The following is a 12,241-nucleotide window of genomic DNA, read 5'->3' as shown; positions in this document are numbered from 1 at the left end:
TGCATCGCTTTGTCAAGAACTTTTTAAAACTTTTTTATCGACCGAAGTCGTCTTTCAAAGTTTCTTTGTCGCTCACAGCAACTTTTATAGATTATCATATCTTCAATCGCTTGTCAACAACTTTCCAAAACTTTTTTTGTGACAGCAGAGCTGCCAGCGGAGAAAGAGGGATTTGAACCCTCGCACGGCGCGAACCGTCTACACCCTTAGCAGGGGCGCCTCTTCAGCCACTTGAGTATTTCTCCAACGCCTGAATAAGTAATTTATTCAATTTGCCTGCTCTATGTGAGCAAAATTGATTATACCTTACCAGACGCTTATCTGTCAATCACTTTTTTACTTTTTTTTTACTTTTTTATTTCTTTTTCTTTTTTTAATATCACTGTACCGAATTTATGCAGGGTTCCTCTATATTTTTCGCCCCAGGACGTGTACATTTCTGTTGAAAGTGGGAGTTCTATATCCTTGTCTGAAAAATTCTGTATGAAAATATAAACAGCTTTTTCATTCTCTCTGCTGCTGATTTCAATTTCCACAGGAATATCTTCCATAAAGAGAGGAATGTTACATTCCTTTACAATCTTTCTGTACAAGTCGTCATAAAACTGCTGTTCCATATCGGCACAAATATAGTATGCGTTGCCTTTTCCATAGTGATTTTCTGTCAATACAGGCATTCCCTTATAAAAATCTTCTCCATATACAAAATGTGCTTTTGCTCCCTGAAGCTTTACCAATTCACAGAGGTGTGTGCATTGGTATTCCTGCTGCATATTTACAGCCTCTGCAGGCTGTTTTCCCGGATTGCAGAATACGGCTCGGTTGGATTCCCAGTCATAGAGCCCGTCAATTTCCATGCTGCGCACTCCCATAACATCCATTAACCCATGCGGGGTTCCTTCCAGAAAACATAAGTCCGTGGAATCCACAATGCCGGACCAGTATGTCATAATAAACCGGCCTCCATTTTCTGTAAACCTGCGGACTTTCTCCTCAAATCCTGCGCGGAACATATAAAGCATAGGTGCAGCTACAATTTCATAACCCTCTAGTTCCTGCTCCATATCTATTACATCTACATCCAGTCCCAGTTTGCGGAACGCACTATACGATTTTTCTACCGTTTCTTTATAATACAATCCCTGATTTCGCGGTCCCTGGGCATTTTCCATGGCCCAGCGGCTCTCCCAGTCATATACAACAGCCACTTTTGCATAGGTATTACAGCCTGCAATTTCCTTTATCTTTGCCAGACTGTCTCCTACTTCTGTCACTTCTCTAAATACACGGGTATCCTCTCCCCCATAATGGTCAATGACTGCTCCGTGAAACTTTTCGCTGGAACCTCTGCTCTGGCGAAGCTGGAAATACAATACGCCATCCGAGCCATGTGCCACAGCCTGCATAGATGCCGCATGAAGCATACCCGGTTTTTTCAGCTTACTAACCGGCTGCCAGTTGGTTGCAGAGGGACAACTTTCCATAAGGAGAAAAGGTTTCTTCTGAATACTCCTCATAATATCATGCTGCATACCACTGTCCATAGCAGTAAGATATTCTGCTTTTTTATGCCACTGGGGATAATTGTCCCAGGAAATAAAGTCCACAGTATCTTTAAATTTATGGTAATTCAGCCCCTGGTAATCATACATCATATTTACTGTGGTTGGCTTATTGGAACCTGCGTCCCGGATAGCCTGAATTTCATGTTCTGTGAAATCAACGGTTCTGTCCGTGACAAAACGCTTCCAATCCAGATTTAGTCCGTGCAGGGCAGATTCTCCCCTGTCAGACGGACTTTCTATCTGTGAAAAATCCTGATATATATGACTCCAGAAAGTAGTTGCCCAAGCTTTGTTTAAGTTTTCAACCGTTTTATATTTTTCCTTCAGCCACTTGCGAAACTCTTCCTGACACAGAGGGCAGTGACATTCTCCTCCGTACTCATTGGAAATATGCCAGGCTATGACTCCCGGATGATTTCCAAACTGTTGTGCCAGCTTTGTATTGATGATTCTGACCTTTTCCCTGTATACGGGGGAGGTATAGCAGTGATTATGCCTTCCCCCGAACAGATTTCTGTGACGGTCTGCCTCTACCCGCAGCACTTCCGGATATTTATCTGCCATCCACTTTGGCCGGGCGCCGGAAGGTGTGGCCAAAATCACAGAAATATCATTTTCATATAACCGATTAATAATTTCCTGCATCCATGCAAAATGAAACTCCCCCTCATGAGGTTCCAAAACGGCCCAGGAAAAAATGCCCAGTGATACTTCGTTAATTCCTGCTTTTTTAAAATATGCAATATCTTTTTCCAGTATTTCCGGGAAATCCAGCCATTGTTCCGGATTATAATCACCCCCGTGAATCATTTTTCCGAACTGAACGTCTTTTTTCATAAATACTCCTATCAGATTCCCTTGAATCCAAACTTAAATTCCATCTTTTCGCTGACATTCAGCAGATATTCTTCATGTGTCTTAGCGCCCCAGCTGTCATCTCCGCCTACGCCCATCTGCTGTTTGGATACTCTTACCACCGTATAATGTACCTGCGGCAATTCAAAATCATGTCTGGCATTTTCCATTTCATGCGGTGTGTACGGAAGCGCAGAGAAATTCATACTGTCACCGGTGAAGAGCATGCCCCTTCCCTTCTTATCTGTTACAGAAGCCCAGCGAACCCCTGTTTTATTGCCGCATTCCTGTGGATTTAAGTATAAAGCCATATTATCCTGCACCTTATTTTCATAAATGCCCAGTTTTGCGCCTCTTCTTCTGTCCTCATAAGTCTCTTTCGGTCCCATACCGTACCAGGAAACATGGTCGTAATCCGCGTCAAGCTTAAATATTACGCCAAATTCCGGCATATCACCCAGTTCTTTGACCGGGTCATAGGTTAATGCAGTTTCAATATAGCCATCTGCATATACCTTATAGGAAAGCTGACATTCCGCTTCCGGTGTAGTTGGCATGAAATAGGTATAAGTTATCTGTGCATAATCTTCTTTTACTTCAATTTCCGGCATTTTACTATCCGGGTAACGTCCCTCTGAAGGTCTCTTGTGAGACAAATACAGGCTGGCCAGTTTCCACTGTCCATAGCGGGCAGGCATTAAACTTCCTTCGTCATTATCCGTTGGGGTTCTCCAGAAATTAGGCTTTGGAATCATTTTAATCATTTCCACGCCTCCATAACGGTAAGAAACCAGACCTCCATTTAAGTAGGAAAACATCACTTCAAAGTTTTCTCCCCTGACACCGAAATTGTGAATGCTGCGGATAATGTTCATCTCGCCTCTGTGGGATTCCGCTTCTCCCTCTACTTTATAAACCGCTTCACCGAAAGCCACTTCATGTCCCCTCTTGGCCCAGAGTGTATCTTCTTTCAGAGTAAAGGAAACTGTGACCGTATACTCTCCCGGCAAGGTCTGTACCGGTACCGGAAGGACATAGATATCCTCACTTAAAGGCTCTGTATGGGTTTCCATAGGCACTTCCAAAATTTGCTTTCCATCTTTTTTGAGCATAACGGTACATTGGAAAGTATCTGTGTTTACAAACAGATTTTTATTGATAACCTTAACAGACTCCTTGTCTACCTGTGCAGTGATATTCTGATAGTTGAATTTGACCTCCTGCATTTTCGGGGAAGGATTTCTGTCCTTGCCATAAACAATACCATTTCCGCTGAAATTATAATCGCATGGATGCTCATCAAAATCTCCGCCATAGGCCTGGTATTCCCTGCCATAGCGGTCTTTCTTGTCAATAGACTGGTCAATATAATCCCAGATAAAACCGCCCTGATACAAAGGTTCCGTATCTGTCAAATCTGTATATTTGTGCATGGCCCCACAGGAATTTCCCATAGCGTGTGTATATTCGCAACAGATAAACGGCTTGCTTCTGTCTTTTTCCAGAAAAGCTTTGATGTCTTCCACTGTGGTGTACATCTGGCTTTCCATATCGCTGGTATCATTGTAACGCCTGTCATGCATAACCCCTTCATAGTGCACCAGACGAGTGGGGTCTTCCTTTCTGTAGAACTGGGACATCTCATAAATATCTTTTCCACCAAAGGATTCGTTTCCACAAGACCAGATGAGGATACTTGGATGGTTTTTATCTCTCTGGTACATAGAATTTACGCGGTCCAGCATCATAGAAAGCCATTCCGGTCTGTCACAGGGCACTACGCCGTCATATTCCCCGCTTCCCTCCTGAACAGTATCCCAGGAACCATGGCTTTCCAGATTGTTTTCTGCAATCATATAAAGTCCGTATTCATCACACAAATCATAAACCATAGTATCATTTGGATAATGACTGGTTCTGATGGCGTTAATGTTATTTTGTTTCATGGTGACAATATCTTTTACAACATCTTCCCTTGCAGCATGACGTCCTGTAAGAGAACTGAATTCGTGGCGGTTTACACCCTTAAAGACTATTCTCTTTCCGTTAAGCATCATAAGATTGTCTTTCATCTCAAAATGCCGGAATCCCACTTTCTGAGGAATCATCTCTTCCAACTCTCCATCTGTATTCCAAACCTCCAGAAGCAAATCATAAAGTACCGGTGTCTCCGCACTCCAGAGTTCTGGTTTTTCCACATTCATATGAAGAATTGTTTCCTGCTGCATTTCTTCTTCCAAAGTCTGCACAGCTTTCCCGTCCTTTGACAGAGTCAGGCGCACACGTCCTTCTTTAGATGCTTTGATTTTCACTTCCAAATCTGCCGCTGTATAAGTATCATTTAAGAATGTTCTGACTCTTAAATCTTCTACATGTACTTCCGGCACTGTGAATAAATACACATCTCTGTAAATACCGGAAAAACGGAAAAAGTCCTGGTCCTCGCACCAGCTGCTGCTGGTCCACTTAAATACCTGAGCTGCCAGCTTATTTCTGCCTTCTTTCATAAACGGTGTCAGATCAAATTCTGACGGTGTAAAACTGTCCTCACTGTATCCTACAAAAGAACCGTTCAGCCAAAGAGCCAGTCCGCTCTCCGCTCCCTGGAAAGAGATAAAGATTTTTTTGCCCTTCATGCTTTCCGGTACTTCAAAATATTTTACATAGCTGGCCACCGGATTAAAATGGGTGGGAATTTCTCCCGGCTTAATCTCTTCTCTTCCTTCCCATGGATACTGCACATTGGCATACTGAGGCACATCATAACCTTCCATCTGAATATGCGCAGGAACACGGATATCGTCCCAGGACAGACAGCAGTATTCTTCTTTTTCAAATCCCTGCACCGTGCTTTCATAATTCTTTGCATAGTGGAACTTCCATGACCCGTTCAGGCTATACTTAAAGCTTTCCTCCTGCTGCATCATAGCCTCGGCTGAGGAATAATATCTGTGGCTGGAATGTGCCGGCATACAGTTGTCTTTAAAATATTCCGGATTTTTCACCATGGAATAATCGAATCTGTTCATCTCATTTCCTCCTTGAATCGTGCGTAATTATAACTTTATTGTACCATTGATAAGGCTTTTGTTGTATGATATGTTTAGCTAAATAATATAACATTTTGAAACAGGAGATTCTTATGCCTATTTATTTCAGAAACACCCCTGTAAAACAGCCTTTCCTGTTTGATTCCATAGGATATGACTGGTATCAGGAGCCTATGAACCGTCCCAAGGGATATCCTCATTTTCATTACCTGCAAACCGAGCAGGGTATGGGACAAATACATATTCAGGGAAAACATTACACGCTGAATCCGGGAGAGGGGCTGTTTATCGCCCCTTTTGTGGGACATTCTTATCAGAGCATTTCAAAGGAAGAATGGCACACCTGCTTTTTTACTCTAACCGGAACTCTGGAAAGCAGTATCGGCAGGCTTTTGGACAACCAGCAGATTATTTGTGTCGAAAAAGAACTGGGAACTCTTCTGCGAAAGGAAATTGTCCGCATAGCGGGAAAATTTGAAACTCTTCCTGTAGATGCAAAATCCCTTTCTGTAGACTGTTACAGCCTTTTGATGCATTTCGTAGATGGCGGATACACCAAAGACTTGGAAAAAGAGGTTCTTTACAAACGTTATGTGGAGCCTGTGTTAAAGAGAATTGAAACAGATTATGCCTCAGAACTGACCATACAGGAATTAAGTCAACAGGTATATGTCACACCACAGTATCTCTCCCGTCTGTTTCGCCGCTTTCTGGACTGCTCTGCCTATGAATATCTGACAGCCTGCCGCATTAATAAAGCTAAGGAACTGCTGTTGACAGACAACAGCCTGGAGATACAGGAAATTGCCATTCGTACAGGATTTTCCGATGCCAGTCATTTCATTGCCATGTTTAAAAAGGCAGCAGGATTTACGCCCCGTGAATTCCGAAAAATTAACGGCTAAAAACAGGAAAGCGAAACCACAGTGTACAATCTGCGGTTCCGCCTTCCTGTTTTCTTTATTTTCCTTCATTCTCCTGAATGACTTTTTCAATGCGCCGTTTTACTTCTGCGGCAATCTCCACGGTCTTCATATCCTTGTACTCTTCATACAGCATAGGTTGCAGAATATGAACCTGTACCTTGATTTTCTCTATGGATTTCGTGTCAAAAGACTTGTAAGAGTCAATCAGAGCCACCGGAACAATGGGACATCTGGCTTTCGTAGCGCTTTTAAAGCTTCCCCCTTTAAATTCATGTACATGGTTGGGGTCCTTGGTCCTGGTTCCTTCCGGAAATATCAGGTAGTTCCTTCCCGATATAACTTCCTTTGTCACCTGCTGAATGACCTTCATGGACTGCCTTACATCTTCCCGGTCAATGGCATAGGCTTTCATACAGGCAAATACCTGCTTTAAGAACGGAATGTTCTGCACTTCTTTCTTCATGACCACAGAAAAGGGTCTGGGGCAGGCCTGCATAATGGCAAGCACATCAAACAGTCCCTGGTGATTCGGGAAAAGCATAAAGCCGTCCTCTTTCGGAATATTGTCCTGTCCATGAATGTCAATGACAATCCGTCCGCCCTTAATGGCGCGCCGGTCAATAAAACGAAGCATTTTATAACGCTCTTCCTCTGTATACTTCTCTACATGCCTTGCATAGTAACACAATTTAAACCACATAAAGGGCACCAGCAAAATGTTGTATGCCACCATAAGTAATATTCGTTTCACTGTCTTTCTCCCCTATCTGGACAATTCTTTAAACTTATTCTGCAGACTGTTCTCGTACTTTGGATTTTTTCTGATAAACGCCTCATATTCCTTTTCGTATTTCTTGTAGTCCTCTGTTTTCACAAATTCCTGATAATTTTCCCTGGATGCCTGGCTCATCTCGTCCGTCACATCTTTTGCCGGGACTGCATAATACTTCTTGTCCTTCTCCTTCACATAATAAAAGGACAGCGCCGGGACTTCCTGGATTTCTTTTTTTATCTCCACCTCATAATTGTACCAGACGTAAACCAGCTTTTTCTTATCTGCTGTTCCAAGAGTATCTGCTTTTTCAAATTTTACTTTATCTGCCTCATGGGCTTCAAAATACTTCATGTTGTAGTTCATCTCTTTTTGCACGGCGTCATCTGTCTTCTTATCCAAATCCAGACCAAAGCACTTTTTTACCGCCTCCCCATCTTGATTCTGATAAGCGCTGATGAGAGATTTCACTACCGCTTCCGGTGTTTTATGGCTGACCTTTGTACCGCAGCCTGCGAACAGAATTGCAGTACAAAAAACTGTCCCCAATACCAACCCTCTTATTTTTCTCATCTGTATACTCTCCTAACTTCTCCAATATCTGAAACTTCCTATTCCTGCACCGGTGTCTCCCCTTCTGTTTCCTCTGCAGGTGTTTCTTCCTCTTTCTCTCTGACCTTAGCAATACTTGCAACCGTAATATCATCTTTTAAATCCATCAGTTTCACACCGGAGGTAATTCTTCCCAGAATAGAAATTCCGTCACATTCCAGACGAATGATAATTCCCTCTGTAGTAATCATCATGATTTCATTGCCGCTGTTTACCGCTTTTACTCCGATGACATTTCCGGTCTTCTCCGTAATCTTATAGCACTTCACACCTTTACCGCCGCGGTTCTGACGGGTAAATTCCCCTATGGATGTTCTCTTTCCAAGTCCTTTTTCCGATACAATCAGCAGATAGTCTCCCTGACAGGTAAGCTGCATACCGATAACCTCATCATCCTCAATGAGATTAATACCTCTTACACCCATGGAAACTCTTCCTGTGCTTCGGACATCATTTTCATGAAAGCAGATACACTGGCCGAACTTGGTTACCAGGATAATATCCTTTTTGTTGTCTGTAAACTTCACTTCAATCAGTTCATCATCTTCCCGAAGAGAAATAGCTGCCAGTCCTGTTTTTCTCACGTTGGCATATTCTTCAATCGGAGTCTTCTTCACCAGACCGTTTCGAGTCGCCATAAAGAGATAGCTTCCCGCCTTAAATTCCCGGATAGGAATAACTGCGCTAATCTTTTCATCCGGCTGTAACTGCAGCAGGTTGATAATTGCCGTTCCCCTTGCCGTACGGCTGGCTTCAGGAATCTCATAAGCCTTGATACGGTACACTCTTCCCGCATTTGTAAAGAACATGAGGAAGTGATGAGTGGTAGTCATCAGCAGTTCTTCAATATAATCGTCATCAATGGTGGACATTCCCTTAATTCCCTTGCCGCCTCTGTTCTGGCTGCGGAAATTGTCTACCGTCATTCTCTTAATATAGCCCAGTTTTGTCATGGCAATGACTGTATTTTCTCTTGGAATCAAATCCTCCATGGAAATATCAAATTCATCATATCCGATAGAAGTTCTTCTGTCATCGCCGTATTTGTCTGCAATGGTCAGAATTTCTTCCCGGATAACTCTCAGCAGCAGGTTTCTGTCTGCCAGAATTGCCTTTAATTCCTTGATTTTCATCTGCAGTTCGTTAAATTCCTTTTCCAGACGCTCACGCTCCATGCCGGTCAGCTGGTACAGACGCATGTTGACAATTTCCTGTGCCTGCACGTCGGAAAATTCAAAGGTTTCCATCAGAGTTTCCTTTGCTTCCACTCTTGTCTTAGATGCACGGATAATGCGGATAACCTCGTCAATTACATCCAGAGCCTTTAAAAGACCGGATACAATGTGGGCTCTTGCCTCTGCCTTATTCAAATCATACTGCGTTCTTCTGGTGACAACCTCTTCCTGATGTGCCAGGTAGTGTTTCAGCATTTCCAGAAGACTCATAACTTTAGGCGTATTGCCTACCAGCGCCAGCATAATTACGCCAAAGGTATCCTGCATCTGTGTGTGCTTGTAAAGCTGATTCAAAATGACATTGGCATTGGCATCTCTTCGCAGGGTAATACAGATACGCATACCTTCCCTGTTGGAATGGTCATTGATATCCGTAATACCGTCAATTTTCTTATCTCTTACCAGTTCTGCAATTTTTTCAATAAGTCTGGCTTTATTTACCATATACGGCAGTTCTGTGACAATAATCTGGCTCTTGCCGTTTGGCATGGTTTCAATATCCGTTACCGCACGGACTCTGATTTTTCCTCTTCCTGTCCGATAAGCTTCTTCTATGCCTCTTGTTCCCAGAATGGTTGCACCGGTAGGAAAATCCGGTCCCTTGACAATGGACAGAATTTCCTCTATCTCCGTCTCTCTGCCCTCTTCAATCTGGTTGTCAATGATTTTCACCACGGCCTGAATCACTTCCCGCAGGTTGTGAGGGGGAATGTTCGCCGCCATACCGACTGCAATACCGGAAGTTCCGTTTACCAGAAGGTTCGGGTATCTGGAAGGCAGCACCGTAGGTTCTTTCTCTGTTCCGTCAAAGTTCGGCACAAAGTCAATGGTATTCTTGTTAATGTCTGCCAGCATTTCCATGGAAATCTTGCTCAGACGTGCCTCTGTATAACGCATAGCCGCCGCACCGTCTCCGTCCACAGAGCCGAAGTTTCCATGACCGTCTACCAGCGGATAACGGGTAGACCAGTCCTGTGCCATATTTACCAATGCGCCGTAGATAGAACTGTCTCCATGAGGGTGATATTTACCCATGGTATCGCCGACAATACGGGCGCATTTTCTGTGTGGTTTATCCGGTCCGTTGTTCAATTCTATCATGGAATAGAGAATTCTTCTCTGTACCGGCTTCAGACCGTCTCGAACGTCAGGAAGGGCGCGGGAGGCAATAACGCTCATGGCGTACTCAATGTAGGATTCCTCCATTTTCTTCTGTAAATCTACTTCCTGAACCTTGTCAAAAATATTTTCTTCCATTTAGCTTCTCCTTATTGTTCCGGGTTATCAGATATCAAGATTCTTGGCATATTTCGCATTTTCTTCGATAAATTCGCGTCTCGGCTCTACCTTGTCTCCCATCAGGGTGGTAAAGGTCAAATCCAGCTCAGAGGTGGAATCTTCATCCATGACAACACGCATAAGAATACGTCTTTCCGGGTCCATCGTAGTTTCCCAGAGCTGGTCTGCGTCCATCTCTCCAAGTCCTTTGTATCTCTGAATACTGCAGCCCTCCAGACCGATTTCAGACAGAATATCTGCCTGCTCTTTCTCGGTATAGGCATAGTAAGTCTTACGATTCTTTTCCAGCTTGAAAAGAGGCGGTTTCGCCAGGTACACATAGCCCTGCTTAATCAGTTCCGGCATAAAACGGTACAAAAACGTCAGCAGCAAGGTTGCAATATGAGCGCCGTCCACATCCGCATCCGTCATAATGATAATCTTGTGATAACGAAGCTTGGAAATATCGAAATCCTCATGAATACCCGTTCCAAAAGCGGTAATCATGGCCTTAATCTCCGCATTGGCATAAATCTTATCCAGGCGGGCTTTTTCCACATTCAGAATCTTACCTCTAAGAGGCAGAATAGCCTGTGTGGCACGGCTTCTGGCAGTCTTTGCAGAACCGCCTGCGGAATCACCCTCTACAATATAGATTTCGCATTTGCTCGGGTCTTTGTCCACGCAGTCTGCCAGTTTTCCGGGCAGAGACATACCCTCCAGCGCGGATTTTCTTCTGGTCAGTTCTCTGGCCTTTCTAGCCGCATCTCTGGCTCTCTGGGATAAAATAGATTTCTCCACAATGATTTTTGCCACGGACGGATTCTGTTCCAGATAAATTTCCAGCTGGCTGCTCACCACATTGTCCACTGCACCTCTGGCTTCGCTGTTGCCCAGTTTCTGCTTAGTCTGTCCTTCAAACTGCGGGTCTTCGATTTTTACACTGATAACGGCAGTAATTCCCTCCCGAATATCCTCCCCGGTGAGATTCTGCTCGCTCTCTTTTAACAGTTTGTTTTTTCTTGCATAATCATTAAAGGTCTTTGTAATGGCATTACGGAATCCCATAATATGAGTTCCGCCTTCCGGCGTGGTAATGTTGTTTACAAATCCGTAAGTGTTTTCCGTATAGGCATCGTTGTGCTGCATAGCCACTTCTACCATGACGCCGTCCTTGTTGCCCTCAAAATACAGAATATCCTCATACAAAGGGGTTGCACTTCGGTTCAGATACTGTATAAACTCTTTGATACCGCCTTCATAGTGAAAAACCGCCTGGATTTCTTCTTCCTCCCGCTTGTCTCTGGCAATGATTTTCAATCCCTTTGTCAGAAACGCAAGTTCACGGAAACGGTGCTTCAAAATATTAAAGTCAAATACTGTTTCCTCAAAAATTTCCGGGTCCGGATGGAAGGTAACCATAGTTCCGGTTTTCTCCTTTTCACACTCTCCTACCACCTTCAGGCTGTACATGGTTTTGCCCCGCTCATACCGCTGTCTGTAAACCTTTCCCTCATTGTAAATGGTAACCTCCAGCCAGGTAGACAGCGCATTTACAACAGACGCACCTACCCCGTGAAGACCGCCGGATACCTTATATCCCCCGCCGCCGAATTTTCCTCCTGCGTGAAGAATGGTGAATACAACTTCAACAGCCGGAATTCCTGCTTTATGGTTGATGCCTACCGGAATTCCCCTGCCGTTATCAATAACGGTAATGGAGTTATCTTCATTGACAGACACATCGATAGTATCACAATACCCTGCTAAAGCCTCGTCTACTGCATTATCTACAATTTCATAAACCAGATGGTGAAGTCCTCTTGAAGATGTGCTGCCGATATACATACCTGGTCTTTTTCTTACGGCTTCCAGACCTTCCAGAATCTGAATCTGGTCCGCGCCGTATTCTGTCTTAATTTCTGTACTCATGCATTTCCTCCTGTTT

Annotated in this window: 7 protein-coding genes and 1 tRNA gene; 1 reads left to right on the top strand and 7 read right to left on the bottom strand. The window is 43.8% G+C overall.

The annotated features are described in order from the left end of the window. Positions 1-157: 157 nt before the first annotated feature. The 3 genes from WKT17_RS13510 to WKT17_RS13500 form a co-directional block, all read right to left on the bottom strand. A tRNA-Ser gene (locus WKT17_RS13510) sits at positions 158-245 on the bottom strand. 102 nt (positions 246-347) lie between these two features. Continuing rightward, the gene (locus WKT17_RS13505; RefSeq protein ID WP_173749810.1) at positions 348-2,402 is read right to left on the bottom strand and encodes a beta-galactosidase; all 2,055 of its coding nucleotides are present in this window, start codon (positions 2,400-2,402) and stop codon (positions 348-350) included. An 11-nt stretch (positions 2,403-2,413) separates the two neighbouring features. Further along, entirely contained in the window at positions 2,414-5,449 is a 3,036-nt protein-coding gene (locus WKT17_RS13500; protein ID WP_340273230.1) for a glycoside hydrolase family 2 TIM barrel-domain containing protein, read from the bottom strand. A 113-nt stretch (positions 5,450-5,562) separates the two neighbouring features. On the opposite strand from WKT17_RS13500, the gene WKT17_RS13495 reads away from it, so the two are divergent. Continuing rightward, positions 5,563-6,375 carry an AraC family transcriptional regulator gene (locus WKT17_RS13495; protein ID WP_173749812.1) on the top strand — a complete coding sequence of 271 codons (813 nt, stop codon included), beginning with the start codon at positions 5,563-5,565 and terminating at the stop codon, positions 6,373-6,375. Between the two features lie 55 nt (positions 6,376-6,430). Here the strand turns inward: WKT17_RS13495 and WKT17_RS13490 are convergent, their stop codons facing one another. From WKT17_RS13490 to gyrB, 4 genes are read right to left on the bottom strand one after another with little or no spacing between them, the layout of a single operon-like run. Then, positions 6,431-7,147: a lysophospholipid acyltransferase family protein gene (locus WKT17_RS13490; protein ID WP_173749813.1), complete on the bottom strand. Its 717-nt coding sequence runs from the start codon at positions 7,145-7,147 to the stop codon at positions 6,431-6,433. Positions 7,148-7,159: 12 nt separating this feature from the next. Beyond that, a complete protein-coding gene (locus tag WKT17_RS13485; RefSeq protein ID WP_173749814.1) occupies positions 7,160-7,741 on the bottom strand; it encodes a hypothetical protein in 582 nt (193 codons plus the stop codon). A gap of 38 nt (positions 7,742-7,779) precedes the next feature. Next, positions 7,780-10,272 (bottom strand): DNA gyrase subunit A, encoded by a 2,493-nt coding sequence (gene gyrA, locus WKT17_RS13480; protein ID WP_340273227.1) that lies wholly within the window; start codon positions 10,270-10,272, stop codon positions 7,780-7,782. A gap of 27 nt (positions 10,273-10,299) precedes the next feature. Continuing rightward, positions 10,300-12,225 carry a DNA topoisomerase (ATP-hydrolyzing) subunit B gene (gene gyrB / locus WKT17_RS13475; RefSeq protein ID WP_291683450.1) on the bottom strand — a complete coding sequence of 642 codons (1,926 nt, stop codon included), beginning with the start codon at positions 12,223-12,225 and terminating at the stop codon, positions 10,300-10,302. Positions 12,226-12,241 lie beyond the last annotated feature (16 nt).

Source organism: Blautia sp. HCN-20427 (assembly GCF_037890365.1).
Taxonomy (GTDB): Bacteria; Bacillota; Clostridia; order Lachnospirales; family Lachnospiraceae; genus Blautia.
Note: the sequence above shows the minus strand (reverse complement) of the source record. Positions and strands in the feature narration are given on the sequence as shown.

Coding starts and splice junctions, on each gene's coding strand:
- gyrA (WP_340273227.1), bottom strand. CDS start 10,272: ATGGAAGAAAATATTTTTGACAAGGTTCAGGAAGTAGATTTACAGAAG.
- WKT17_RS13505 (WP_173749810.1), bottom strand. CDS start 2,402: ATGAAAAAAGACGTTCAGTTCGGAAAAATGATTCACGGGGGTGATTAT.
- WKT17_RS13495 (WP_173749812.1), top strand. CDS start 5,563: ATGCCTATTTATTTCAGAAACACCCCTGTAAAACAGCCTTTCCTGTTT.
- gyrB (WP_291683450.1), bottom strand. CDS start 12,225: ATGAGTACAGAAATTAAGACAGAATACGGCGCGGACCAGATTCAGATT.
- WKT17_RS13500 (WP_340273230.1), bottom strand. CDS start 5,449: ATGAACAGATTCGATTATTCCATGGTGAAAAATCCGGAATATTTTAAA.
- WKT17_RS13485 (WP_173749814.1), bottom strand. CDS start 7,741: ATGAGAAAAATAAGAGGGTTGGTATTGGGGACAGTTTTTTGTACTGCA.